Source organism: Planococcus koreensis (assembly GCF_004761975.1).
GTDB lineage: Bacteria > Bacillota > Bacilli > Bacillales_A > Planococcaceae > Planococcus > Planococcus koreensis.
In genome coordinates this window covers 70232-93642 of sequence record NZ_RQII01000028.1, presented here as the reverse complement: position 1 = coordinate 93642, position 23411 = coordinate 70232, and the positions used below count along the sequence as shown (strand labels likewise).

Genomic DNA, 23411 nt, shown 5'->3' with positions numbered 1-23411 from the left:
AAACGACATGGCATTTCTGGAATAAACGGAATTTTCTCGATATTTTCTCGACAGTTTCATATTAAAATGAAAAAAAGAAAGCCCTGAAACCGCTCTTAAAAAACTTTCCAAGAGGTGAAACCGAATGGCAAAGCATGGAGAACATCATCATCCTGAACAGCACGACGTTCCGGCAATGCAGCCACACAGCGAACCTGCCAGCCACCCCGAAAAAGCGCAGCCAGAACATGGCAATAACGGGCATCATGCTCACCAAGGACACGGCGACATGGTGGAAGACTTCAAGAAGCGCTTTTATATTTCGCTGATTCTTACCATCCCGATTTTGGCTTTATCCCCCATGATCCAGCATTTTATGGGAGTCGACTGGCGCTTTGACAACGATCTCTATATTTTATTCGCATTATCAACATTGGTCTTTTTTTACGGCGGCTGGCCATTCTTGATCGGCGGAATCAATGAACTGAAGGAAAAGAACCCGGGCATGATGACTTTGATCGCTTTGGCCATCACGATTGCCTATAGCTACAGCACCGTTGTGGTTTTTGGGTGGGACGGCAACCAGCTGTTCTGGGAGCTTGCAACCTTGGTCGTCATCATGCTCTTGGGGCATTGGATTGAAATGCGTTCGATTATGGGCGCGTCCAATGCCTTGGAGCAACTGGTCAAACTGATGCCGAGTGAGGCGCACCGGTTCGATGAACACGGCCAAGTCCACGATGTGCCCACAGCCGAAATCCGCGCCAACGACCGGGTGCTGGTCAAACCGGGCGAAAAGGTGCCGGTTGACGGGATGATTATAGAAGGAAAATCAACTGTCGATGAATCAATGTTGACCGGGGAATCCATTCCGATTGATAAAGTTGCAGGGGAAGAGGTCATCGGCGGCTCGGTCAATAAAGAAGGTTCGCTGGTCATCGAAGTGGAAAAGACCGGGGAAGATTCTTATTTGGCGCAAGTGATCCAGATGGTGAAAGAAGCACAGGAATCTCAATCCAGAACACAGGATTTAACGAATCGCGCCGCTAAATGGCTGTTTTACCTGGCATTGGGGGCGGGCTTTGTGACGCTGTCCGTGTGGCTTGCGCTCGGGTATGCGTTCGACACCGCAATTGAACGGATGGTGACCGTCATGGTCATCGCTTGTCCTCATGCGTTAGGGTTGGCCGCGCCGCTGGTTGTTGCGGTTTCGACATCGATTTCTGCGAAAAAAGGTCTCTTGATCCGCAATCGGGCAGATTTCGAAGGGGCGCGGAATTTGGATGCCGTCGTATTTGATAAAACCGGAACACTGACGTTAGGGGAGTTTGGCGTAACAGACGTTGTGTCAGCTGGCGATTATGACGAAGAGGAAGTCTTGCAGCTCGCAGCGGCGATTGAACAGAACTCAGAACACCCGATTGCCACAGGCATCGTGAATTCAGCCAAAGCAAAAGGGCTGTCGATCGGCAAAGTGAGCGGTTTTGAATCGATTACCGGCAAAGGGATCCAAGGAATGGTGGATGGGCGGAAAGTCAATGTCGTCAGTCCCGGCTACGTGAACAGCAATGGACTTGATTACAATAGCGAGCAGTTTAATCGCTTATCGGAAGAAGGGAAAACCGTGGTTTTCGTGCTTGTGGAGGAACAGCTCGCGGGAATGGTGGCGCTGGCAGATATCGTCCGTGATACGGCGAAGGAAGCAGTGGCGGCCTTAAAAGAAAAAGGGATCCATTCGATCATGCTGACGGGCGACAACCAGAAAGTGGCGGACTGGGTAGCGAAGCAGGTAGGCATCGACGAAGTGTACGCGGAAGTGCTGCCGAATGACAAAGCCCAGCAAATTCAACGCATCAAAGACAGCGGCAGAAGAGTGGCGATGACTGGCGACGGCGTGAACGATGCACCGGCACTCGCGACAGCTGATCTGGGGATTGCCATCGGAGCGGGTACGGACGTTGCGATGGAGACAGCCGATGTGATACTCGTCAGAAGCAATCCGAACGATGTGGTCGCACTAATCGACCTGTCGAAAAAAACCTATCGAAAACTGGTGCAGAATTTATGGTGGGCCACCGGCTATAACATTGTCGCGATTCCTTTGGCTGCAGGGGTTCTCGCACCGTGGGGGATTCTCATCAGCCCGGCAATCGGGGCGGTCTTTATGAGTTTGAGCACGGTCATTGTCGCGATCAACGCCAAGCTTTTGAAGGCTTAACGTTGATTGGCCAACGTAAACTGTTTCTATATAAAGAACTTTTTTAATTCATTAAGTCCAGGGGGAATCAGAGGAGCTATGGGAACTATTAGAGAGAGAGATCAATCATTTGCACCAGTAATAGAACATGTTAAAAACACGGCTAGGCTGGTTGACTGCACCGGATCAGCGCTTTTGATCATGCACAATGGCATGGTCACGGTGGAAGAATATTGGGGAACACATTCAGCGGGTGAAAATGCGAAAGAAATTGGCGCAGCGAGCCAGTTCCATATTGCTTCCGTCAGAAAAAACTACATCGGTTTTGCAGCGGCTTATGCTGTTTACGAAGGATTTATAAAATCAATCGATGATTTAGCAACAGATTATTACCCAGCGGCAGACCTTGAAATTTATAAGGGAGTCACGATTCGGCACCTCTTAACGCACACCCATGGCCTCAAGAAAAACGGATCGGAAATCCAGAAAGAATTTTTGCCGGGTGAAAGCTGGGCTTACCGCGGTATTGGGATCAATACACTAACTAAGGTTATCGAAAATGCCACAGGACAGACTATTGCGGAAATTTTGCGCGAACAAGCCTTCACTAAAATTGATTTCACCGAAACAGGTTGGTACGCAGAAATGAACGAAAATCTGGTTGAGGTGATACGGGATCCTGATGATCCGAGCTGGTACAACGGAACAAGCATTTGCGGCGATGAAAGAAATATGTATGCATCTGCCAGAGAGCTCGCCAAATGGGGGGAACTCCATCTGAACGGAGGCCTCGTGGACGGAGAAAGAATAGTTCCAAGCGAAATCGTTGGGTTAGCCACAGCTGTCCAAAGCCCGGAAACGATTGATGCGGATCTTCCTCAAAATGGCTTCCTGTGGTTTGTGAAAGATTCACCCGCCATAAAGTCGGAAATTGGGGCATCTGTTCCAAAGGGATCATTTCAAATATTGGGCTATACGGGCGTGGCCTTGCTGGTGGTTCCCAAATACAATCTGGTGGCGGTAAGAGCATTTAACAGTTTCGGGTCGCCTGAAGGCTACGATTATCTAGAAGACGTAAGAACTTTTGGAGATACGATCATGGCTTGCATCATTAATTAAAATAACCTCATGCTAATGAATTGTTTGTGTCGTTATGCATTAACTTTATTTCCAAATAAATGGAACGCTTTGTCTTCCTGTTGCGTATATAAAGGTATTAGCAACATTTCAGTAACAAGAAGACAAAGGGGGATACGGTTTTGAAAAGGTTTCTGTATTATTTCATCTGGACACTGGCCATCGGATTTATTTTGTACTTGGGGATGCTGCTTCAGCAGCAAATAGCTGAAACCGCACAAAGGACATTTAATCCTTTGCCGCGCCAAGCATACATCGCATTGTTTCCCGTAGTTATGGGCTTGCTGATCCGCACGCCGAAATTCATCCTGCAAATGAAAAATAGAGGCGCTTGGAAATTTGACTGGGTGCTTTTCGCTGCGGTTGGATTGCCTGCACTGTATCTTGTTGTCATGACATTCGTACCCTTCTTGCCAATAGGTGAAGGCTGGCTTCGCATTCCAGACATTATTTTGCTGGGTGGAACAACTGTCCCGACGATTGCGGGAGTCGTTTTGGGATATGTGATGCTGGCCGGATTCAAGGATGTGGGAGCTGCAAGAGATGGAGAACGTGCGTGAAAGAAAAGGTCCTTATCTTTACATGGAGCTGATTTTAAGTTTCATGGAATTATTGCATAGAAATCAAGCTTTATACCAAAGAAACCGGCCATCCTGGCGACTCAAGGATGGCCGGTTTCTTTGGTCAATTGAGTTTTTTCAAAATCATTCCCTTTGACATATCGAACAAATTCGATATAAGATAGGCGCATGGATAATTTAAATGTTTTAGATGTTTTCAAAGCATTGTCAAACGAAACCCGTCTTAATATTTTGAAGTGGCTCAGAGAACCGGAGAAGAATTTCCCGGCACAGCAAGCGCATCTGCCGAAGGAGGTAAGCATCAAGGGCGGCGTTTGTGTAGGGGATATTCAAGAAAAGGTGAATTTATCTCAATCGACCGTTTCCCATTACTTGTCGCTCATGCAAAAAGCAGGCTTGCTGGAAGCAGTGCGCTATGGGCAATGGACGTATTACAGACGAAATGAAGAGACATTGGCGAAAGTGGCTAAATTCATCAACGAAGAAATTTAGCAAAACGCGGTGTCTTTTTTTTTGATTTCCAATATCGAGATTTTTAGATATATCTATATGTTTTGCATCCACAAGATTCAAAGAAGAAATAGGAGTGAGTTTTTTATGGAAACAGCAGTAAAAAAAGAATCATTGAGCACGAAACAGAAAATTTTAGCATTTACATTGACGCTTTTGACGTTTGTCATGGGGACGAGTGAATTTGTCATCGTCGGCCTGCTGACGGAAGTGTCATCAGATTTAACGATCAGCCTTGCCGTGGCAGGCACCTTGGTATCTGGCTTTGCCATTGCTTACGCGATCGGCACGCCGATTGTAACTGTCTACGTCAGCCGCTTCCCGAAATATCCTCTGATGCTGACCTTGATTTCTTTGTTCATTATCGGCAATGCCATCAGCGCATTATCGAGCACGTATGAGCTTTTGATCTTTTCCCGGGTTATTACGGCTGTCGTCAGTGGTGTATTGGTTGCGCTGTCGATGAGCATTGCCAGCGACATCATGCCGGAAAGCAAGAAAGGTCCCATCATCGCATTGATTTTTGCCGGATTCACGATTTCCAATGTCATCGGTGTCCCTTTAGGCACATTAATCGGACAGCTGGGCAATTGGCAGCTGACGTTTTGGTTCACGACACTTTTAGGAATCATCAGTTTGATCATGGCGATTTTTATTCTGCCGAGAAAACTGAAAGTGCAAAAAGGATCGGCCAAGGAACAGCTCAGCTTGCTGGGCAATCCGCGGATGATTCTGGCATTCTTTATCCCGACATTTTCAATTGCCGGAACGTATACGATTTATACGTATATCACACCGATTCTTGAAGAAGGCTTAGGCATTGCGACGGGCTACGTGAGCGTGATTTTATTGGCATACGGCGCATTTTCAATCTTCAGCAATGTGCTGGCCGGAAAAATCGCCAGCCACAACGGCGTAAGCAAGCTTCGCTATGTATTTATTGTCCAAGCGGTTATTTTAGGCTCTTTATACTTTACAATGGGATCCACGTTTGCCGGGCTCGTCAGCCTGATGGCCATGGCGGTCATGATTTATGCAATGAACGCAACGATCCAAATGTATTTGATGAACTTGGCGACGGTGTATTCACCGGGAGCGAAAGATTTCGCGTCATCCTTAACGCCGGTTGCAGTTAATATCGGCATTGCGTTGGGTGCGACACTTGGCGGATACGTGGTCGCGAACGGCGGCTATGTCCATCTGTCATGGGTCGGCGGCTTGAGTGCGCTGATCGCTTCGGGCTTGGCGTTTATCAGCTACCGCATGGATGCGAAAGAAGATTTCGCCGGCTCGGAAGCGGAAGAAGGCTTTGAAGTATAGAATTTTTTATTTATATAGAAGAAGACGAAAAGGAGAAACTTGATGTAGAGTTTCTCCTTTTATTTATAGAATCCTCAATTACATATTATAAGAAATGCAACAATAGTTATTCATCCTCTATATAAGGAGGAATTCCTGCAGTCTCAATTGGCCGCTTCGAAAAGCCAGGCCCTGGAGAAACGATAAATCGATTTTCTTAAGATTAAGTAAAGCATCAATAAATAAAGACATATGTAATGCATCTTCTTGAACTTCATTTCCCTAACGGTTCAAGTAATTGTTCATTAACGTAATAAAAAGTGATATCGGGAAGGAAAGTTTCTTTTAAATCAGTGGGCAGCTTTTCATAGACTGCAAAAGTTTCTTCTTTGGGAATCTGTGGTGTGAAACTAAAATCTCCATCGTTAGATTTAGCAACAATATGATTGATCTTCAAGTCAGGATTTTTCCCCACCAAAACTCCATATACACCGTCATTCGTTTTGACATCATTATAAGAAACTGTATTGGTGCCCCATCCCGATTGATGAATCTTGTACTTTCCGTTCCATCCTTTAATAAGTTGGGCATAGCCGATATTCTTGTCTGGCGTTTCATACAAAACGATGGAAGAACGGGTTTTGTCTAATTGGACGATTTTCAAAATATCAATTTCTGTTTCCACATCCGTTCCGCGGTTATCCCATTTCGTCAATGCACTATGAATAGCCGTTTCATCCTCTTTAATCGAGTATTGATTGAAATAAAATAAGGCATAACCTAAACCGATAATTATAAGCAATGAAAGTATGTATAAGATCTTTTTCTTCAAATGGCAACACCTCCATCGATATAGTTTCTTTTCTTATTATTCTGGATTCCTATTGTCATTATACTAATAAATCCCATTAAAGATTTATTTTTGGAAAAAGAATAAATGCTTTCATGCGTTTATCCGAAAAAGAAAAATAGAAGTAAGACAAGGATCAAATGCCATCACAATTTTAACTATTCAGTCTTTTCATTTGAACCCCTCCACTCTTTCAATTATGATAAAAGTGCATCAAAGAGTGAAAGTCTCGAAATCGAAGCATGATCACAATTTGAGGAGGAATCAGTTTTATGACGAAAATCGGCATTATTACTGGCAGTACACGGCCTGGGCGCAATAGCTTGCAAGTGGCGGAATGGGTCAAGGGAATTGCAGACAAGCGCGGAGACGCAGAGTACGAAATAGTGGATTTAAAGGAATTCAATTTACCGATGTATGCGGAACCGATTTCGGCTGCGTACAGCCAGGATTACAAAACACCTGAAGCCATTCCGTGGGCAAAGAAAATCAAGGAGCTGGACGGCTATGTGTTCATTACCCCCGAATACAACCATGGCGTAACGTCAGCGTTGAAAAATGCCATCGATTATTTGTATGTGGAATGGAACAATAAAGCAGCAGGCATTGTCAGCTATGGTTCGTCGGGCGGTGTCCGGGCGGCGGAGTCGCTGCGGATCATTCTGGCTGAATTGCAGGTGGCGAGTGTGCGCACACATCCGGCGATGTCGTTATTCACTGATTTTGTCGATATGCACGAGTTCAAACCGGCAGCAGTCCATGAAAAGTCGGTCGGCGTCATGTTGGATCAAGTCAATGCGTGGACAAATGCCTTGCAGCCGCTGCGCAATAAATAAGAAGTGACCAAAAGAAGATTCCTGATGTTGGGAATCTTCTTTTTTTGATTTTGAAATCAAGTTGTTGACGGTTTAAAAAATGCATGGTATTATTATCTCGAATTAAAGATAATTTATTTGCAAGTACAATCCACTTTTCCAGCCACTGATTTGGGCTAAAATTTTTTTAATCATATATCTCGAATTCGAGATATTAACCCATAATTTATTTAAAGGAGAGATTTTCATGAACGAATTAAAAGGGATCCACCACGTAACGGCTATCACGAGCAGCGCCGAAAAGAACTACGAGTTTTTCACCTATGTACTGGGTATGCGCCTGGTCAAGAAAACAGTGAACCAAGATGATATCCAGACCTACCATTTGTTTTTCTCGGATGACAAAGGTTCAGCTGGCACCGACATGACGTTTTTCGATTTTCCCGGCATCCCGAAAGGCACGCATGGCACGAACGAAATATACAAAACAGCGTTCCGCGTCCCGACTGACGAAGCTTTGGCTTACTGGGTCAAGCGTTTTGATAAATACGAAGTGAAGCATAAAGGCATCCAGGAAGTTTTCGGCAAACAAACCATTTCGTTCTCGGATTTCGACGATCAGCAATACATGCTGATTTCTGACGAATACAACGAAGGCGTCGCAGCTGGAACGCCGTGGCAGAACGGCCCGGTGCCGCTTGAATTCGCAATCACTGGGCTGGGCCCGATCCACATCCGCATTGCGGAATTCGAACAATTGAAAGAAGTATTGGAAAAAGCGCTGCTGATGCGGGAAATCGCTAAAGAAGGATCGCTGCACCTGTTCGAGGTAGGCGAAGGCGGAAATGGCGCGCAAGTAATCGTTGAGCACAATAAATTGCTGCCGGCTGGCCGCCAAGGCTTTGGCACTGTCCATCATGCAGCATTCCGGGTAGCGGATACCGATGTTTTGAAAGAATGGATCGACCGCATGCAAACATTAGGATTCAATACATCGGGCTATGTGGACCGTTTCTTCTTCGAATCACTTTACGCACGTGTGGCACAGGGCATCCTTTTCGAATGGGCGACAGACGGACCGGGCTTCATGGGCGACGAGCCGTATGAAACGATGGGTGAAAAATTATCCTTGCCGCCATTCCTCGAAGGAAAACGCGAAGCGATTGAAAAAATGGTGCGTCCGATCGATACGGTACGCAGCACACGCACAATCGATAAAGAATATTTGTAAGGGAGAAAATCGATAAAATGGGATTTCTAAATAAATTATTCGGAACACAGCAAACTGAACAACCAAAGGAGGAAATAACAATGACACCATTGAACATCGGCATCATCTTAGGATCGACACGCGAAGGCCGCTTAAGCCCGCAAGTAGGGGATTGGGTAAAAGAATTGGCTGACAAACGCGGAGATGCGAACTACACGATCATCGACATCGCTGATTATAAATTGCCGCTGCTCGGCGAAAACGGCGGAGACGCTTCCGGCGCTGCGGGATGGTCCGAAGCTGTTGCGGCACAGGACGGCTTTGTTTTCATCGCGCAGGAGTATAACCATTCCATCACAGGTTCCCTGAAAAACGCATTGGATTATTTGCGCGTAGAATGGAACAACAAAGCAGCCGGCATCGTTTCATACGGTTCCGTTGGCGGAGCGCGCGCTGCAGAACATTTGCGCGGCATCCTGGGTGAATTGTCAGTAGCGGATGTCCGCGTCCACCCGGCTCTATCTTTATTCACGGACTTTGAAAACGGCGCTGAATTGAAAGCGGCTCCGGTGCAGGCAGATTCAGTCAACCAAATGCTGGACCAGGTTATACCGTGGTCGAAGGCATTGAAAACGGTTCGCCAATAATATAAATCAATCCTCTATTCCTGCCAAACAAGCTGATCCCATCCGGATCAGCTTGTTTTTTTGTCCAAAATATGAAAATGCACCTAAAAAATGATACAGGTGTGACATTTATCACAATGTCTTCGGAAGCAAAGCCTTAATCTGGAAGCAAGAGATAAATACAAGAGGTGAGAGCGGATGAGCAAGAAATACGATGAACATCAAGGCGTGAATTTAAAAGGGACATTGGTGAGTGTGTTTTTCGTAGGCGTCATTATTGTAGTGATGTGGGTCGTAGTCTACATGATGTACGTGGCAAGATAAGCTGCGGGACATGCAGCATAAACGGATGAAAAAGGAGAAGATGGATATGCATTTACATAAGTACGAAAAGATTTGGCTTGTTTTCGGGATTGCTTCGCTCATTGTATTTTTGAGCGTCGTCGGCGTCAGCGCCTTTTCCCATGACCACACCCCTTCTGGCGGGATGGATACGATTGACCCGGAAAAAGTGAATGAAACAGCGCCATTTGATAATCCAGGCGTTTCTCAGCTGGATGATGATACCTATCAAGTGACAATCGTAGCGATGGCTTTCGGCTATAACGCACCGGAGATGAAAGTGCCAGCCGGCAAAGAAATCATTTTCAAAGTGACCAGCACAGACGTGGTCCACAGTTTTACAATTGATAACACAAAAGTCAATATGATGGTCGTTCCTGGCCAAATTACGACGAAATCCTACACATTTGAGAAGCCTGGCAAGTATTTGATTCTTTGCAACGAATACTGCGGTACAGGCCACCATATGATGTCCAGTGAAATAGAGGTGTATTAAGATGATTGCTGTAAAAGACAGAAAAATCGCATTGGCAAATATCGGCGTCGCTTACGCGGCCTTCCTGATCGGGACATTGGCTGGACTGCTGCAGGTGTTTATCCGCAATGATGCATTGCAATTGCCAGCTTGGCTGGATTATTATCAAATCTTGACCGCCCACGGCGTATTATTAGCACTTATATTTACGACATTCTTCATTTTTGCCTTTTTTACAACAGGCATGAGCAAAAGCATCGGCACATTCGGACCGAAAGTGCGCTTGTACTCATGGGTCGGCTTTTGGGTGACCCTGTTCGGTACGGTCATGGCGACCGTGATGATCGTTTCCGGCAAAGCTTCTGTGCTTTATACATTCTACGCACCGCTTAAAGCGAGCGGCTGGTTTTATGTAGGGTTGGCGCTCTTTATCATCGGAACTTGGATCAGCAGCTTTGCGCTGATCGGCCATTACATGGCATGGCGCCGCAAAAACAAAGGGCACTTGAGCCCGCTGTTCGCATTCATGACCATTACAACTATCGTTATGTGGCTCATCGCCTGCTTAGGCGTCGTAGCGACCGTGTTGTTCCAATACATTCCTTGGGCATTTGGCTGGACGGATACGATCAACGTCGAACTCAGCCGCTCATTGTTCTGGTATTTTGGCCACCCGCTTGTGTATTTCTGGCTATTGCCGGCGTATATGGCATGGTATTTGATCGTGCCGAAATTGCTTGGCGTCAAAGTATTCAGTGATTCCCTGGCGCGTCTGTCATTCGTTTTGTTCATCCTTTTCTCCATTCCGGTCGGCTTCCACCATCAGTTGACTGAGCCAGGGATTTCGAACTTCTGGAAATTCCTTCAAGTTGTTCTGACATTCATGGTCATCGTGCCGTCCTTAATGACAGCATTCACGATGTTTGCGAACTTTGAAATTTCAGGGCGCAAAAAAGGCGCGGTCGGCTTGTTCGGCTGGTTCCGCATGCTGCCTTGGAAAGATGTCCGTTTCACGTCGATTTTCATCGCGATGGCATTTTTCATTCCCGGCGGCGCCGGCGGCATTATCAATGCAAGCTTCCAGCTCAATGAAGTCGTCCACAACACGCTGTGGATTGTCGGCCATTTCCACATCACCGTCGGTACACCGGTGGCGATGACGTTCATGGGCTTGACGTTCTGGCTGATTCCCTACTTGACTGGGCGCCAGTTCACGAAGTCGATGCAGCGTCTTGGATTCGTCCAAATCATCACTTGGACGATTGGCATGCTGCTGATGTCGACGTCGCAGCATATTCTGGGGCTGCTCGGGGCGCCCCGGCGCACCGCTTATGCAGGGTACAATAATCATCCTTCTGCACTGGAATGGTTCGATGGCATCCTGACAAGCCACGTCACAATGGCAGTCGGCGGCAGCATTCTGTTCTTGTCGGCGATGATCTTGATGTATATCGTCATCATGACGATGTTCCTGTCGCCGAAAGCGGAACGGCCCGAAGATTTCGTCGAGTTCCCGTTAGCGGAAAGCGATAAAGAACACACGCCGAAGTTTTTGGAGAATTGGGCGATTTGGGTCGGCATTGCATTTGCGCTTATCTTTATCGCGTATGCAATCCCGATCGGCGACATGATTCAAAATGCACCTCCTGGTTCTAAAGGATTCATAACTTGGTAAGGAGTTGAGGGCAATGTTCACCATGGTATTATCATTAATGGCGATTTTCATCGTGTTCACCGCGATGCTGGTTGATTTATCAACGACTGACGAATAAAAGACAGGCTTTCTTTCCTTTTGCTGGGGAAGAAAGCCTGTTTTCTTTTATACGAAAGGGCTGCAGTTTGTATTGGATCCGAAGTTTCTATATATTTTAAACAAAGAGGCAGAAAGTAAGGGGCATGGGATATGACGTTCATTGATTGGATTTTTGTTGCTGTCAGTTTGGTATGGATCGGGGAATTCGTGTTTTTCCGCAACCGCAGCGCCGGAGCGAGCGATCCGTTGGAAAAGCGTTCGTTTTTCCTGATTTTCACAGCGCTCGCTGGCACAATCGGACTCGCGATGCTGCTGCAGGAGCTGCAGGGCGCCGGTTTCGCGGAGTGGATGAAAGGAACGGGCGCGCTGTTTTTTGCCGCGGGCGTGTTTTTGCGGATGTGGGGGATTGTCCATTTGAAAAACCAGTTTACCCGTTACGTCACAGTTCGGGAAGGCGACCAGATTGTCAGTACCGGGCCATACCGGCGGTTGCGCCATCCACTCTACACCGGCCTGTTTTTTATCACGCTGGGCATGGCACTGTATTTCACCAGCATCATTGCGGCAGTTGTCGGCGGAGCCGCTGTAGCATGGGCGTTAGTAAAGCGCATGGATTATGAGGAAGCGCTGTTGGTCGAAAAGTTTGGCGAAGATTATACACAGTGGATGAAGCAGCGTGCACGGCTGATTCCTTATCTGTATTAACAGAGTGCGGGGCAGCAAAAGCAGAATAGGAGAGCCGGACCCTCATATCGGGGCCGGCTCTTTTTGCGGGCCATTAACTGACCCATGTCTGTTTCGATTCTTGTATTTTCCAACTGCTGCCGTCGAATTCCAGTGTACTTTGGACTCCGGTGGCCCCCACTCCCGACTTCATTTTAGCGCCGATGAAGGTGACCGAGCCATTAAAATTGTATTCCATTTTTTCGAAGGTCAAGAGGATTCCATCCAGGCTTCCTGATTCTTCGTCATACAAGCCTTGTGCCTTCAATTTCTCGAACGAAGCATCCATGGCCTCGACCCCGTATTTCGTTTCCAGTGAACGCAAGATGCCTTTTTTGTCTCCAGCATCCAATTCCGTGAGCGTCTCCATGTCCACTGCTATGTAATCCATCGATTGGTTCAATCCCGGATCGGTTTCAATCATCAGCTTGAGCGCCAGGATATAAGCGCCATCCAAATGTTCCGCCGTGCCTTCCCTTTGTCCGCAGCCGAAAAGTGCGAAACAGGAAATCAAAGCTAACGCCGCCAAAAAAGTTTTCACACAACTCTCCCCCTTTTATTCTATAGACGGTACACTATGAATAAAGTTACAATTATTCCCTAATGATTCAAACGAGGAGCGGTTCTGATGAAAGTAACATTAAAAAAAGCGACGGAGTCAGATGCACCTGCCCTCTTGGCTCTGCAAAAAAAGGCTTTCTGGCCGTTGCTCGAGAAATACCAGGATTACGGCACCAGTCCGGCTATGGAAACAATCGCACGTACCCAAAAACGAATTGTAGACCCGTCCGGCGGATTTTTCAAAATTGTGGCGGATGGGAACTGGGCGGGTGCGATGTGCATCCGGCAAGGAAAAGAAGGGGCGATGTGGATCGGCCCGATCTTCGTCGATCCCGCTTTCCAGGGCAAGGGCATCGCCCAGCAAGCAATGAAAAAAGCGGAAAACCTTTTTCGCGGTGAGTCTATATGGAAGCTGTCGATGTTACTTGAAGAACAAGGCAATTGCTATTTGTATGAAAAGTTAGGTTATGTGGAATGCGGCAGCCGTGTTGCAATAAACGACAAAGCTACGCTTATTTATTATGAAAAGAATGTATGCTTGAAGGAGAAAGATAAGCATGGATTACCTGAAAATTTTTAGCTGCCAATTGGTGCTTTTTGCGCTTGGGGCGAAAATGAGCTTTTTCTTCGATCATTATATTAGCCCACCGCTTACACGGATCGATTTTCTGGCTGGTGTACTTGCAATTCCATGCTTTTTCCTATACTGGAAAGTGATGGAGAAAGTACACGCGCATTTTAGCGGGATCGGGCTGCCCGCCAAAATTCTTTTGGCCATTCCAGCTTTTGCAACTGGAACATTTGCGGTAGGCTGGATCACTTATTTACTCGGGGGGATTTAGGGATGGACTACACAGTAAAATCGGCGTCTGGATACGATGAAAAGATAGGGGAATTGGTGTTCATGCTCGAGCATGTACGCGAAGGCACGCTGCAGGCCACTTCGGGATTGAATTTGGAACAATTGGATTCCATGGGACACGGCATGGCCAATTCCGCTGGTGCATTGCTGGCGCATATCGCGTCGATTGAAAAGGTCCATCAGCTCATTTCGTTTGAAAACCGCGATTTCAATGATGCTGAGCTGAAAGAATGGGGAACGGCAATCGAGCTGGGGGCGAACGCCCGTGAAATTATCTGCGGTTATCCGCTGGCTCATTATACGGAAAAACTGGCAAGCGTAAGGGCTGTTACGCTGCGCGAGCTGAAAGCGAAAAATGACAGCTGGCTTTACGGGGAGCGGCGCTGGCCGAATGGTGTTGCGTACAATATGTATTATTTATGGTTTCATGTGCTGGAGGATGAAATCAGCCACCGGGGACAGATCCGGTCTATGGCTGGCCGTTTGCTGGAAGTGGAGGAACGTGTATGAAAAAAGTTACGCTGGTGCCGCACAAGCTGGATTTCTGCGAGGACATTTACCGGATGTCTTCGGCACCGCCGGTAAAAGAAGCGCTGGGTTTGCCGGACGGCACCGTTGAAGACACCAGGCAATTCGTCCGACAAGCGATGCAGCAAGAGCGGGAAGGCGTAACGGTGCCGCGTGTGATTTTGGATGGACACGGAAACTTGATCGGGCTAACCGATTTGATGTTCATCGACCACAGCAAGAAGTCCTGCCACATCGGCACTTGGATCGGCCATGATTATTGGGGGCAAGGCTATAACGAAGCGTCCAAAATCGAAATCCTGCGCATCGCCTTTGAAGAACTGGGGTTGGACTATGTGTTTGCCGGTGCGCGGGAGGTCAATGTGCGTTCGCAGAAAGCACAGGCGAAACTGCCGTTCATCCGCCTGGGAGTGGAAAAGGAGTTTCCCGAAGAACATCACGCCCTTGAAAAGAAGGAAAAGCAGCCATGTGTTTTGAATGTCTTCGCGAAAGCGGACTTCCTCCAGTATCTGCAAAAGAATGGGCTTCGGGGCTCATTTTAAAAGCGGAGGGGTGTAGAAACCGCCTGAACCTGTTATGATAAGGGGAATTCCCTCGCACGGCTGCGGGAAAGTACGGGAGTGATAAACATGAGCAAAGATAAAGCGAAAAGCGGTACTGGCAGAGGCACCGGCAAAAAAGGCTGGACGCGCTGGGAAAAAGGCGCCAACAAAGCCAAAAGCAACAAGCCTTATAAAAGTAAGCAAAACAAGCAAGCTGAAGTGGCGAAGGCCGACAGCACCAATAAAAGCGGACCGTCAGAATGGATTGACGGCTAAGCCGGCATAGATCGAGGCATATCGGGGAAATTCCGCTATGCCTTTTTTTATTTTTTAGAATCAGCAAGCCTTATCATTTTACATCGTTCACGATATAGTTTAATGTACATCGTAAGCGATATAAATTTGGAGGCGAAAAGAAATGGCAAAAGCATTATACGAAACGACGATTATCAACACAGGCGGCAGACAAGGTGAGGTATACTCAGAGGATAACATCTTCTTCATGGACGTGGCCAAGCCCGCAGCACTAGGCGGAACAGCTACGACTGCGACAAATCCGGAACAATTATTCGCAGCGGGCTATAGTGCATGCTTCAACAGCGCGCTTGAATTGGTGCTGGAACAAGCGAAAGTGGAAGTGGAAAAAACCGAAGTGAAAGCGACGATTTCGCTTCTTGGCGACAAGGAGAACGGCGGCGTCAAGCTGGCAGCTAAACTCGAAGTGGACATTACCGGCCTGGATGAAGCACAAAAAGAGCTTTACGTGGAAAAAGCCCACCAGACCTGCCCATATTCGAAAGCCATCAAAGACTCGATCGACGTTGAAATCATTATTCTATAAGAAGAGCATGGGGTGGATATATGGATAAACCATCGAAATTAGAACAGCAATTATGCTTTGAAGTGTATAAGGCGTCCAGCAACTTCACGAAAATGTATGCACGCGTCCTGGATCCTTTCGGGCTGACGTTCACTCAATACTTGGTGCTTCTCATCTTATGGGACGAGGACCGGCTGCTGACGAAAGACATCGGCGGGCGGCTCGGTTTGGGGATCGGCACGCTCAATCCGACGATCAGCCGCATGCTTGAAAACGGCTGGCTCCTGAAAGAGCAGTCGACGCAAGACAAGCGCGCCTTCATCATTTCATTGACTGAAAAAGCGAAAGACAATAACAAGCCGATAGAAGCGGCAGTTGCCGACAAACTGGTGAGCTGCCATTTCCTTGAAGACGTCAATGCCATCGCATTGATGAAAAACTTGAAAGAATTGAACGCATTTTTCAACGAAATGGATCTTTAGAAGGAGCGATCGACGATGGGGATTTACGATATCGAAGTGACGGATGCGAGCGGCGAAGCGCACAAGCTGGCCGAATACGAAGGCAAGGCGATGCTGATTGTCAACACTGCAACGAAATGCGGCTTGCGCGGCCAATTCGACAGCCTGGAGCAGCTGTATAAGAATTACAGCGAGGAAGGGCTTGTGGTGCTTGGTTTCCCGTCCGACCAATTCGGCCAGGAGCTCGGCGAAGCGGAAGAAGCAGAGCAGTCGTGCCGCATGACTTACGGCGTGACGTTCCCGATGCACGAGATCATCAAGGTCAACGGCACGGATGCGCATCCGCTGTTCAAATACCTGACGGACAACACGAAAGGGTTTCTGGGCAGCGGCATCAAATGGAATTTCACAAAATTCCTGGTCGACCGCGAAGGCAATATCGTCAAGCGCTACGCGCCGAAAGACAAGCCGGAAACATTCGAAGATGATATCCGCAAGATTTTGAATAAATAAGAAGAGCACCGCCAATTCCACACGGATTGGCGGTTTTATTATGCCAATAAAAGAAGAACTTGCGCATGAAAAAGGGATTTTGAAGACAAAAGAAGAAACACTAGTAAATGGCAATTTCAGGAGGGATTTCATGGAACTAACGAATACCGCATTGGTCATTGTGGATGTCCAAAAGGCATTCGCCGATCCGAAATGGGGCGAGCGCAATAATCAGGACGCGGAAAAGAACATGGCAAAGCTCTTGCATCATTGGAGGCAAAAAGGCGGCAGTGTCGTGCACATCCAGCACCGTTCGGCAGATCCGGACTCGCTGTTTTATCCGGAAAAGGAAAGCTTTGGGCTAATCGAAGCGCTGCAGCCGAAAGACGATGAAACGGTGATGGAGAAAACGGTGAACAGTGCCTTCATCGGCACGGGGCTGGAGGGGTATTTGCGCAGCAACGGGATCGATACCGTGGTCATTGCCGGATTGACGACGCCCCATTGCGTTTCGACGACAACCCGGATGAGCGGGAATTTGGGCTTTCGGACGTATTTGGTGTCTGACGCCACGGCGGCTTTTGCATTGACTGGTCCGGACGGCATCCGCTACGATGCCGAAACGGTCCACGCCTTGACTTTGGCAACGCTGCACGAGGAGTTTGCGGAAGTGGTGACAACCGAGAAGCTGTTGCAGGCGGATTGGGCTGCGGGCGAACAGGAGGAAGAAGCGCGTGGATGAACAGCGATTTTACGAGAAGCTTGGAAAAGCGAACGGCTGGGATTTCAGCACGCTAAAAAGCGAGTCGGAAGGCGCGGCTTGGGATTTTTACCGGGAAGCTGCCAACTATTCAGCACCGGGCAGCATCGTTCTCGATATCGGAACCGGTGGAGGAGAAAATGTGATGAAGCTGGCTGAATCTTGTGCTTTGGTCGTCGGAATCGATTTGTCCGAAGCGATGGTGGAAACCGCGCGTTCTAATGGGGAAAAGGCGAACTGCCCGAATGTCCGTTTTTTGCAAATGGCAGCGGAAAGCCTCCATTTTCCGGAAGGCTTTTTTGACATGGCCACCAGCCGCCATTGCCCGTATGATGCCGCTGAAGCAGCACGCGTGCTGAAAGCAGGCGGCATATTCCTGAGCCAGCAAGTAAGCGAAGGGGACAAAGAAAATTTGAAACAGGCATTCGGCCGTGGGCAAGCATTCGGGCAACGGGACGGCATGCTGAAGGAACGATACATAATAGAGTTGGAAGAAGCCGGGTTTTCAGACATTGAATGTCATGACTACGATGCCGCTGAATATTACCAGGAGCCGGAAGACTTGCTGTTTCTGCTGCAGCACACACCGATCATCCCGAATTTCGGGGAAGAGCCGCAAGACATGGAAACGTTCAACAAATTCATCTTGCAGAATCAAACTTCAAAAGGCATCCGCACCAATTCCAAGCGGTTTCTGTTAAAAGCGTATAAAAAGGAGCAAGAGAAATGAAAAGAATCATGGCTGGCGAATTGATTTACCATCTGGCAGAGCCGGCTTCAGAACCCTGGAAGACGGTGGTTTTGTACCACGGCTGGGGCGGAAGAGTTGAGAGCTATCAGGCTTTTGCCGAAATTTTGGTCGGACAGGGCTTTCGTGTGGTGGTGCCGGAAATCGTCTACAACGATACAAGAAAACCGGTGAAAAATCCGTTTGAAATGGAAACGGTCCAGACGTATTTCTGGAAAGCCATTACGGAGAGCATTGAAGAATTCGGAGCGCTTCAGAAAGTTCTTGGCGTACCGGAAACTGAAATCGTTTTGGTCGGCAGTTCGATGGGTGGTTTTATCGCTGCCGGCATTTTTGCACGCCATCCGCGCATTGCAGGTTTTGCGAGTATTAATGGTTCCGGCGCATTCGTATTGACGGAACAGATATTCCGCGAACGACAAGACCGCTCAAAGATGGATGAGCAAACGGCAGCGCTGCTGAAAGGTTTCGATCCCATGGAAGTGCGTCCGGGCAAAGGAGCTGTGCTGCTGATCAACGGGGAACTGGACCGGACAGTGCCGCTCGAAGGACACGCAGCTTATTACAGGCATTTGACCGAAGAGTTTCAGCATCAACAAGCCGAGAGCAAAATTTTTAAAGGAACAGGCCATCGATTTACCAGTGAGATGGAGGAGGCCGTGCTGGATTGGCTGCAGGAATTTACATAAAGAGAGGGATTCGTATGCAATTCAAAAAACAGAAGATGGACAAAGCAACTGCAGCGGAAATATTGGGCTGGAGCTATGAAGAGCCTTACGATTTCTACAATAACGAGGCAAGCGAGGACTCGCTTAGCGAACTGTTGGATGGTTCTTACGAAGCGATCTACGGGAACGGAGAATTAGTCGGCTTCCTCTGTGCCGGAAGAGCCGCTCAAGTTCCAAAAGGCATCGCTGCAGGCGCTTATCGGGAAGGGTTCATCGATATCGGACTCGGCATGCATCCCGAACTGACGGGGCAGGGCAATGGCCAGCGATTCTTCGGCTACGCGGCATCCGTTATCCAACGCGAACATCCGGGGCTCTGCCTGCGCTTGACCGTAGCGGAATTCAACGCGCGGGCAATCCACCTGTACAAAAAATTCGACTTTGTGGAAACGCGGAAGTTCAGCACGGATTTCGCTGAATTTATTGTCATGGAGCAGCGGGGGTGATAAGTTGGAAGACGCAACAGGGCGTATGAGTCGAGAAGAAGCGGTGCAGTTGCTGGCGTATGCAACGAGCGTTGAGCACGCTGCGAATGAATACGATGAATACGCTGCTTCAGAAACCATGGAGCTTTATGGATTTGCAGACCGTGAAAGGGTTGTCGGCTGCATCGGAGCCGCATTTATCCAGCCTAGCGAATTGAAAATCAGGCATATCGCCGTTTTGCCATCCGCCAGAGGCAAAGGCTATGGAAAGAAGATGGTCGAAGCGATCCAGGAAAAGCTTCATCCACATTCTATAATTGCCGAAACCGATCGGGAAGCTGTCGGATTTTACCGCAGCATCGGCTTTAACGTAACAAGCCTGGGAGAAAAATATCCAGGAGTGGAACGTTTTTATTGCCAGTTAGTAAAATGAGAGAGGCGATTCCAGCAAGTACTGAAGAGGGTTTTAGTGGGTTTAGTGACGTAACGTCAGTGTTTTAAAAAGCTGGATGGCGCCGTAAAAACGGAGCTTGTAAAAGGAAACAAAGTGGTTTATAGTTTGAACATACGATATTTAGTGTATTGTATACATATAAACACCATATATGGTAACACCAATAATAATGGTGCCTGAAAAGGCTTAATAGGGAATCCGATGAAAAACCGGAGCTGTACCCGCAACTGTAAGTGCTGACGCAAGCTATGGCAATCCACTGTCCAACGGACGGGAAGGACATAGCGGAGGATGACGCACGAGCCAGGAGACCTGCCATTGTTATCAGTTAAGATCTTCTCCGGGAGCTGGGAAGGATAACGAAGGTACTCTGCACGGTGCAGCCGGCTTTTTCTGCTGTTCCGAAGATTATTCTGCGTTTACAAACCCATCCTCTCCCTGAGAGGATGGGTTTTTTTATTTGGTAAATTGAAGTTTGGAGGCAATCCGCATGGCAAAACACATTGCAGCAAACATATCGAGGACGATCCAGACCCGGCTGGTACTGCCGCCCGACACGAACCACATGGGTACGATTTTCGGCGGCGCGGTGCTCAGCTATATCGACGAAATCGCGGCGATTACCGCGATGAAGCACAGCGGCAAAGCCGTTGTGACCGCATCCATCGACACCGTCAATTTTCTGTCATCCGCCCGTGTCGGCGACATCTTGCTGCTTGAAGGCGTCGTCGTCTCAACAGGCCGGACATCGATGGAAGTCTACGTCAAAGCCGAATGCCAGAGCGTAGAAAACCGCACGAAAACCTTGACGACGACCGCGATCCTGACGATGGTCGCCGTCGATGAAAACGGCAAACCGTCGCCGGTCGAAGGCGTCGTGCCGGAAACCGACAGCGAAAAGCAATTGTTCCAAAGCGCTCAGGAACGCAAAGAGCGGCGCATGAAAATCAACGAATTTGCGAAGGAGTTGTGCTGATATGAAAATCATAGAAGATACAGGATTGGAAGGCGTTTTAACGGCGCTGGAACGTGCACAGGAGAAGTTCGGACTGCAGACCGGGGAGCTTGCCGGCAAACTCACGGCGCTGGGCACTGCGAAAGCGAGAAAAGAGCGGGCGATCGGCTATGCATTGGACCGCATCTCGATGGAGGAACCGGATTGGACGTTTGTCGCGTCCCATTTATACTTGAATGACTTATACGAAGCGGCCGCTGCCAGCCGAAGCTACGATGCGTCTTCGAAATACGGCGATTTTTATGGCTTGATCCGCCACTTGACGGAAATCGGCATTTATTCCGGCGATCTGCTGGAAAGCTATGCGCAGGAGGAAATCAGCTTGCTCGGCAGCGAAATCGATGCGGAGCGGGATTTGTTATTTACGTATATCGGCTTATTCCTGCTGGCGGACCGTTATTTGGCGAAGGATTACGAAGGCGCGGTGTTTGAACTGCCGCAGGAGCGCTTTATGGTCATCGCGATGGCGCTGATGCAGAACGAGCCGAAAGAAAAACGCATGTCGCTTGTAAAAGAAGCGTATTGGGCGATGAGCAACCTGTACATGACGGTGGCGACGCCGACATTGTCGAATGCCGGCAAGAGCTTTGGCCAGCTGTCGTCGTGCTTTATCGATACGGTCGATGATTCACTCGATGGCATTTACCTGAATAACTGGGACATCGCGCGCCTCAGCAAGGACGGAGGCGGCATCGGCGTTTATTACGGCAAGGTGCGGGCAATGGGGTCTGATATAAAAAAATTCAAAGGCAATTCGTCCGGCGTCATTCCGTGGATCCGGCTCGTCAACGACACGGCAGTGAGCGTCGACCAGCTGGGCCAGCGCCAAGGGGCTGTGGCGATTTACCTGGATGTGTTCCACAAAGACATCATGAACGGCTTTTTGGACTTGAAAACGAATAACGGCGATGAGCGCCGGAAAGCGCATGATATTTTCACAGGTGTCGCGATTCCGGATTTGTTCATGGAAAAATTGAAGGAAACCGATGAGCAAGGCCGCAGCACCGGTGAATGGCATACATTCTGCCCGCATCAAGTGAAGCAGACGATGGGCTGGCAAGACGGGGCTGGGAATGCGCTCGGGCTGGAGGATTTTTACGACGAGGCCGATGTGAAGCATTTCACCGAGAAATACGAAGAAGCGGCTGCGCATCCGTTATTGCCGCGGAAAACGTACCGGGCGATGGACATCATGGCGCGCATCATGGTGTCGCAGCTCGAAACCGGCACGCCGTATATGTTCTACCGCGACGAAGTCAACCGCCAGAATCCCAATAAGCATTTGCGCGGCAAGGGGCTGACGTCGATTTACTGCAGTAATTTGTGCAGCGAAATCACTCAAAATATGTCGGCAACGACGATTACGAAAGAATACACCGATGAAGACGGCAATCTTGTGATGATCCGTAAGCCGGGCGATTTTGTCGTCTGCAATTTGTCGTCGATCAATTTGCCGCGCGCGGTGAAAGCGGACGTGCTGGAGCGGCTGATTCCGGTGCAGCTGCGCATGCTCGACAACGTCATTGACTTGAACACGATTTCCGTCGGGCAGGCCGAGGCGACAAATAAGAAATACCGCGCCATTGAGTATCCAGTGGCTTAAAGGGGTAACCCTTTAAGAAAACCCTGTTAAACGGGGAAACTCTCAATTGAGACAATCCCGTGCTAAATTATTTCAACTGAATATTAAAGAAAGGAGGAGAAAGCAGATGAAGGGAATTTATTTAATTTTAAATACTGCAACCGGGAAGTATTATGTAGGGGAAACCGTGAATTTAAACCGTAGAAGAATTGGACATTTTTCTGAATTAAGAAGAAATATCCACAGAATGATCATCTTCAAAAAAGTTTTAATAAATACGGAGAAGAATCTTTTGTTTTCACTGTAATTGAACAGAACGATAACTTCACTCAAGAAGAGCTCTATAATCTTGAAGCACATTACGTAAAAATTTATGACAGTTTCTTTAACGGCTATAATTTAACTCTAGGTGGAACAGGAACAAAAGGAAGGATATTTTCTGAAGAAGAACGAAAAATTAGATCCGTGAGAATGACAGGAATTGGAAATCATTTCTATGGAAAAGCACACACTGAAGAAACTAAAAAAATACTAGCAGAAAAATCCGCTTTAAAAATTGGAGAGAAAAATCCTTTCTTTGGAAAAACTCATGTAAAGAATTGGAAAGAAATCAGAAGTGAATTGTATGAAGAAAAACGTAAGAGTGGATGGATTTCAAGTAATAGAGGAGTTCCAAAACCATTATATGCAGTAGAAGCTATGAAGAAAAATATGCCTCACAGAAAAGAAATAATTGTAGATGGTATTAGCTATATGAGTATTTCCGAATGTGCGAATGCAATTGGAATTTCGCGTAAAACTATTCGTACTAGGTTAACAAATGATAACTTCCCAAACTATCTCTGCAAAACAGTTGAAATCTAAAAGCCTAACGACTATCGAAACCGCTCTTTAGAAGAGACAAGGGAGTAGAGTACACTATAAGTTTATGATAGT

The 23411-nt window shown here is 47.8% G+C and carries 30 protein-coding genes, 1 pseudogene and 1 riboswitch; of the genes and pseudogenes, 29 read left to right on the top strand and 2 right to left on the bottom strand.

Annotated elements, in window-relative coordinates; all coding sequences use genetic code 11:
• The first annotated feature begins 124 nt into the window (after nucleotides 1–124).
• The 5 genes from EGV91_RS07205 (at nucleotide 125) to EGV91_RS07185 (ending at nucleotide 5724) form a co-directional block, all read left to right on the top strand.
• Nucleotides 125–2197, top strand: a complete 2073-nt coding sequence (locus tag EGV91_RS07205) for a heavy metal translocating P-type ATPase (RefSeq protein ID WP_421958240.1) — start codon at nucleotides 125–127, stop codon at nucleotides 2195–2197.
• Nucleotides 2198–2275: 78 nt separating this feature from the next.
• A complete protein-coding gene (locus EGV91_RS07200; RefSeq protein WP_135502127.1) occupies nucleotides 2276–3295 on the top strand; it encodes a serine hydrolase domain-containing protein in 1020 nt (339 codons plus the stop codon).
• 140 nt (nucleotides 3296–3435) lie between these two features.
• Complete coding sequence (locus tag EGV91_RS07195; protein ID WP_135502125.1) at nucleotides 3436–3873, top strand: hypothetical protein; 438 nt, start codon at nucleotides 3436–3438, stop codon at nucleotides 3871–3873.
• 189 nt (nucleotides 3874–4062) lie between these two features.
• The gene (locus EGV91_RS07190; RefSeq protein WP_135502123.1) at nucleotides 4063–4386 is read left to right on the top strand and encodes an ArsR/SmtB family transcription factor; all 324 of its coding nucleotides are present in this window, start codon (nucleotides 4063–4065) and stop codon (nucleotides 4384–4386) included.
• A gap of 105 nt (nucleotides 4387–4491) precedes the next feature.
• Nucleotides 4492–5724 carry an MFS transporter gene (locus EGV91_RS07185; protein ID WP_135502121.1) on the top strand — a complete coding sequence of 411 codons (1233 nt, stop codon included), beginning with the start codon at nucleotides 4492–4494 and terminating at the stop codon, nucleotides 5722–5724.
• 253 nt (nucleotides 5725–5977) lie between these two features.
• Here the strand turns inward: EGV91_RS07185 and EGV91_RS07180 are convergent, their stop codons facing one another.
• The gene (locus tag EGV91_RS07180) at nucleotides 5978–6535 is read right to left on the bottom strand and encodes a hypothetical protein (protein ID WP_135502118.1); all 558 of its coding nucleotides are present in this window, start codon (nucleotides 6533–6535) and stop codon (nucleotides 5978–5980) included.
• A 290-nt stretch (nucleotides 6536–6825) separates the two neighbouring features.
• On the opposite strand from EGV91_RS07180, the gene EGV91_RS07175 reads away from it, so the two are divergent.
• The 7 genes from EGV91_RS07175 (at nucleotide 6826) to EGV91_RS07145 (ending at nucleotide 12479) form a co-directional block, all read left to right on the top strand.
• Nucleotides 6826–7389, top strand: a complete 564-nt coding sequence (locus tag EGV91_RS07175) for an NADPH-dependent FMN reductase (RefSeq protein ID WP_135502116.1) — start codon at nucleotides 6826–6828, stop codon at nucleotides 7387–7389.
• A 226-nt stretch (nucleotides 7390–7615) separates the two neighbouring features.
• Complete coding sequence (locus EGV91_RS07170) at nucleotides 7616–8599, top strand: ring-cleaving dioxygenase (protein ID WP_135502114.1); 984 nt, start codon at nucleotides 7616–7618, stop codon at nucleotides 8597–8599.
• A gap of 17 nt (nucleotides 8600–8616) precedes the next feature.
• Entirely contained in the window at nucleotides 8617–9225 is a 609-nt protein-coding gene (locus EGV91_RS07165) for an NADPH-dependent FMN reductase (protein WP_175580279.1), read from the top strand.
• A gap of 177 nt (nucleotides 9226–9402) precedes the next feature.
• Complete coding sequence (locus tag EGV91_RS07160) at nucleotides 9403–9528, top strand: cytochrome C oxidase subunit II (RefSeq protein WP_135502110.1); 126 nt, start codon at nucleotides 9403–9405, stop codon at nucleotides 9526–9528.
• 46 nt (nucleotides 9529–9574) lie between these two features.
• The gene (locus tag EGV91_RS07155) at nucleotides 9575–10042 is read left to right on the top strand and encodes a cytochrome c oxidase subunit II (RefSeq protein WP_135502108.1); all 468 of its coding nucleotides are present in this window, start codon (nucleotides 9575–9577) and stop codon (nucleotides 10040–10042) included.
• A 1-nt stretch (nucleotide 10043) separates the two neighbouring features.
• Complete coding sequence (locus EGV91_RS07150; protein ID WP_135502106.1) at nucleotides 10044–11696, top strand: b(o/a)3-type cytochrome-c oxidase subunit 1; 1653 nt, start codon at nucleotides 10044–10046, stop codon at nucleotides 11694–11696.
• Between the two features lie 228 nt (nucleotides 11697–11924).
• Complete coding sequence (locus tag EGV91_RS07145; RefSeq protein WP_135502104.1) at nucleotides 11925–12479, top strand: methyltransferase family protein; 555 nt, start codon at nucleotides 11925–11927, stop codon at nucleotides 12477–12479.
• Nucleotides 12480–12552: 73 nt separating this feature from the next.
• Here the strand turns inward: EGV91_RS07145 and EGV91_RS07140 are convergent, their stop codons facing one another.
• On the bottom strand, nucleotides 12553–13038 hold the full coding sequence (locus EGV91_RS07140; RefSeq protein WP_135502102.1) for a hypothetical protein: 486 nt from the start codon (nucleotides 13036–13038) through the stop codon (nucleotides 12553–12555).
• Nucleotides 13039–13125: 87 nt separating this feature from the next.
• Here EGV91_RS07140 and EGV91_RS07135 point away from each other — a divergent pair, with 87 nt between their 5' ends.
• The 17 genes and pseudogenes from EGV91_RS07135 (at nucleotide 13126) to EGV91_RS07055 (ending at nucleotide 23339) form a co-directional block, all read left to right on the top strand.
• Nucleotides 13126–13638 carry a GNAT family N-acetyltransferase gene (locus EGV91_RS07135; RefSeq protein WP_135502100.1) on the top strand — a complete coding sequence of 171 codons (513 nt, stop codon included), beginning with the start codon at nucleotides 13126–13128 and terminating at the stop codon, nucleotides 13636–13638.
• Complete coding sequence (locus EGV91_RS07130) at nucleotides 13616–13900, top strand: hypothetical protein (RefSeq protein ID WP_135502098.1); 285 nt, start codon at nucleotides 13616–13618, stop codon at nucleotides 13898–13900. Before EGV91_RS07135 ends, EGV91_RS07130 begins: the two co-directional genes overlap by 23 nt.
• A 2-nt stretch (nucleotides 13901–13902) precedes the next feature.
• Nucleotides 13903–14430: a mycothiol transferase gene (locus tag EGV91_RS07125; protein ID WP_135502096.1), complete on the top strand. Its 528-nt coding sequence runs from the start codon at nucleotides 13903–13905 to the stop codon at nucleotides 14428–14430.
• Complete coding sequence (locus tag EGV91_RS07120; RefSeq protein WP_135502094.1) at nucleotides 14427–14990, top strand: GNAT family N-acetyltransferase; 564 nt, start codon at nucleotides 14427–14429, stop codon at nucleotides 14988–14990. Before EGV91_RS07125 ends, EGV91_RS07120 begins: the two co-directional genes overlap by 4 nt.
• A gap of 87 nt (nucleotides 14991–15077) precedes the next feature.
• Nucleotides 15078–15266, top strand: coding sequence for a DUF3934 family protein (locus EGV91_RS07115; RefSeq protein ID WP_175580278.1), 189 nt, complete (start codon nucleotides 15078–15080; stop codon nucleotides 15264–15266).
• 142 nt (nucleotides 15267–15408) lie between these two features.
• The gene (locus tag EGV91_RS07110; protein ID WP_135502092.1) at nucleotides 15409–15831 is read left to right on the top strand and encodes an organic hydroperoxide resistance protein; all 423 of its coding nucleotides are present in this window, start codon (nucleotides 15409–15411) and stop codon (nucleotides 15829–15831) included.
• A gap of 20 nt (nucleotides 15832–15851) precedes the next feature.
• Nucleotides 15852–16292: a MarR family winged helix-turn-helix transcriptional regulator gene (locus tag EGV91_RS07105; RefSeq protein WP_135502090.1), complete on the top strand. Its 441-nt coding sequence runs from the start codon at nucleotides 15852–15854 to the stop codon at nucleotides 16290–16292.
• Between the two features lie 15 nt (nucleotides 16293–16307).
• Complete coding sequence (locus tag EGV91_RS07100) at nucleotides 16308–16784, top strand: glutathione peroxidase (protein ID WP_135502088.1); 477 nt, start codon at nucleotides 16308–16310, stop codon at nucleotides 16782–16784.
• A 130-nt stretch (nucleotides 16785–16914) separates the two neighbouring features.
• Nucleotides 16915–17505 (top strand): cysteine hydrolase family protein, encoded by a 591-nt coding sequence (locus EGV91_RS07095; protein WP_135502195.1) that lies wholly within the window; start codon nucleotides 16915–16917, stop codon nucleotides 17503–17505.
• Entirely contained in the window at nucleotides 17498–18253 is a 756-nt protein-coding gene (locus EGV91_RS07090) for a class I SAM-dependent methyltransferase (protein WP_135502086.1), read from the top strand. The genes EGV91_RS07095 and EGV91_RS07090 overlap by 8 nt, the downstream gene beginning before the upstream one ends.
• Nucleotides 18250–18960: an alpha/beta hydrolase gene (locus tag EGV91_RS07085; protein WP_135502084.1), complete on the top strand. Its 711-nt coding sequence runs from the start codon at nucleotides 18250–18252 to the stop codon at nucleotides 18958–18960. The genes EGV91_RS07090 and EGV91_RS07085 overlap by 4 nt, the downstream gene beginning before the upstream one ends.
• A 14-nt stretch (nucleotides 18961–18974) precedes the next feature.
• Nucleotides 18975–19445: a GNAT family N-acetyltransferase gene (locus EGV91_RS07080; RefSeq protein ID WP_135502082.1), complete on the top strand. Its 471-nt coding sequence runs from the start codon at nucleotides 18975–18977 to the stop codon at nucleotides 19443–19445.
• A 4-nt stretch (nucleotides 19446–19449) separates the two neighbouring features.
• Nucleotides 19450–19857 carry a GNAT family N-acetyltransferase gene (locus tag EGV91_RS07075; protein ID WP_241666131.1) on the top strand — a complete coding sequence of 136 codons (408 nt, stop codon included), beginning with the start codon at nucleotides 19450–19452 and terminating at the stop codon, nucleotides 19855–19857.
• Nucleotides 19858–20031: 174 nt separating this feature from the next.
• Nucleotides 20032–20212: riboswitch (cobalamin riboswitch) on the top strand.
• Between the two features lie 156 nt (nucleotides 20213–20368).
• Complete coding sequence (locus tag EGV91_RS07070; RefSeq protein ID WP_135502080.1) at nucleotides 20369–20854, top strand: acyl-CoA thioesterase; 486 nt, start codon at nucleotides 20369–20371, stop codon at nucleotides 20852–20854.
• A 1-nt stretch (nucleotide 20855) separates the two neighbouring features.
• Nucleotides 20856–22478: pseudogene (locus tag EGV91_RS07065) on the top strand (ribonucleotide reductase N-terminal alpha domain-containing protein); the annotation flags it as partial.
• Between the two features lie 124 nt (nucleotides 22479–22602).
• Nucleotides 22603–22782, top strand: coding sequence for a GIY-YIG nuclease family protein (locus EGV91_RS17535; RefSeq protein WP_135502078.1), 180 nt, complete (start codon nucleotides 22603–22605; stop codon nucleotides 22780–22782).
• The gene (locus EGV91_RS07055) at nucleotides 22701–23339 is read left to right on the top strand and encodes an NUMOD3 domain-containing DNA-binding protein (RefSeq protein WP_135502076.1); all 639 of its coding nucleotides are present in this window, start codon (nucleotides 22701–22703) and stop codon (nucleotides 23337–23339) included. The genes EGV91_RS17535 and EGV91_RS07055 overlap by 82 nt, the downstream gene beginning before the upstream one ends.
• The last annotated feature ends 72 nt before the right edge of the window (nucleotides 23340–23411 follow it).

What these genes read in the sequence shown, in the direction of transcription:
- EGV91_RS07135 (WP_135502100.1), top strand. Translation starts at nt 13,126, where the DNA reads ATGAAAGTAACATTAAAAAAAGCGACGGAGTCAGATGCACCTGCCCTC.
- EGV91_RS07070 (WP_135502080.1), top strand. Translation starts at nt 20,369, where the DNA reads ATGGCAAAACACATTGCAGCAAACATATCGAGGACGATCCAGACCCGG.
- EGV91_RS07110 (WP_135502092.1), top strand. Translation starts at nt 15,409, where the DNA reads ATGGCAAAAGCATTATACGAAACGACGATTATCAACACAGGCGGCAGA.
- EGV91_RS07155 (WP_135502108.1), top strand. Translation starts at nt 9,575, where the DNA reads ATGCATTTACATAAGTACGAAAAGATTTGGCTTGTTTTCGGGATTGCT.
- EGV91_RS07200 (WP_135502127.1), top strand. Translation starts at nt 2,276, where the DNA reads ATGGGAACTATTAGAGAGAGAGATCAATCATTTGCACCAGTAATAGAA.
- EGV91_RS07130 (WP_135502098.1), top strand. Translation starts at nt 13,616, where the DNA reads ATGGATTACCTGAAAATTTTTAGCTGCCAATTGGTGCTTTTTGCGCTT.
- EGV91_RS07165 (WP_175580279.1), top strand. Translation starts at nt 8,617, where the DNA reads ATGGGATTTCTAAATAAATTATTCGGAACACAGCAAACTGAACAACCA.
- EGV91_RS07125 (WP_135502096.1), top strand. Translation starts at nt 13,903, where the DNA reads ATGGACTACACAGTAAAATCGGCGTCTGGATACGATGAAAAGATAGGG.
- EGV91_RS07185 (WP_135502121.1), top strand. Translation starts at nt 4,492, where the DNA reads ATGGAAACAGCAGTAAAAAAAGAATCATTGAGCACGAAACAGAAAATT.
- EGV91_RS07190 (WP_135502123.1), top strand. Translation starts at nt 4,063, where the DNA reads ATGGATAATTTAAATGTTTTAGATGTTTTCAAAGCATTGTCAAACGAA.
- EGV91_RS07095 (WP_135502195.1), top strand. Translation starts at nt 16,915, where the DNA reads ATGGAACTAACGAATACCGCATTGGTCATTGTGGATGTCCAAAAGGCA.
- EGV91_RS07115 (WP_175580278.1), top strand. Translation starts at nt 15,078, where the DNA reads ATGAGCAAAGATAAAGCGAAAAGCGGTACTGGCAGAGGCACCGGCAAA.
- EGV91_RS07080 (WP_135502082.1), top strand. Translation starts at nt 18,975, where the DNA reads ATGCAATTCAAAAAACAGAAGATGGACAAAGCAACTGCAGCGGAAATA.
- EGV91_RS07175 (WP_135502116.1), top strand. Translation starts at nt 6,826, where the DNA reads ATGACGAAAATCGGCATTATTACTGGCAGTACACGGCCTGGGCGCAAT.
- EGV91_RS07170 (WP_135502114.1), top strand. Translation starts at nt 7,616, where the DNA reads ATGAACGAATTAAAAGGGATCCACCACGTAACGGCTATCACGAGCAGC.
- EGV91_RS07105 (WP_135502090.1), top strand. Translation starts at nt 15,852, where the DNA reads ATGGATAAACCATCGAAATTAGAACAGCAATTATGCTTTGAAGTGTAT.
- EGV91_RS07160 (WP_135502110.1), top strand. Translation starts at nt 9,403, where the DNA reads ATGAGCAAGAAATACGATGAACATCAAGGCGTGAATTTAAAAGGGACA.
- EGV91_RS07100 (WP_135502088.1), top strand. Translation starts at nt 16,308, where the DNA reads ATGGGGATTTACGATATCGAAGTGACGGATGCGAGCGGCGAAGCGCAC.
- EGV91_RS07120 (WP_135502094.1), top strand. Translation starts at nt 14,427, where the DNA reads ATGAAAAAAGTTACGCTGGTGCCGCACAAGCTGGATTTCTGCGAGGAC.
- EGV91_RS07150 (WP_135502106.1), top strand. Translation starts at nt 10,044, where the DNA reads ATGATTGCTGTAAAAGACAGAAAAATCGCATTGGCAAATATCGGCGTC.
- EGV91_RS07205 (WP_421958240.1), top strand. Translation starts at nt 125, where the DNA reads ATGGCAAAGCATGGAGAACATCATCATCCTGAACAGCACGACGTTCCG.
- EGV91_RS07085 (WP_135502084.1), top strand. Translation starts at nt 18,250, where the DNA reads ATGAAAAGAATCATGGCTGGCGAATTGATTTACCATCTGGCAGAGCCG.
- EGV91_RS17535 (WP_135502078.1), top strand. Translation starts at nt 22,603, where the DNA reads ATGAAGGGAATTTATTTAATTTTAAATACTGCAACCGGGAAGTATTAT.
- EGV91_RS07145 (WP_135502104.1), top strand. Translation starts at nt 11,925, where the DNA reads ATGACGTTCATTGATTGGATTTTTGTTGCTGTCAGTTTGGTATGGATC.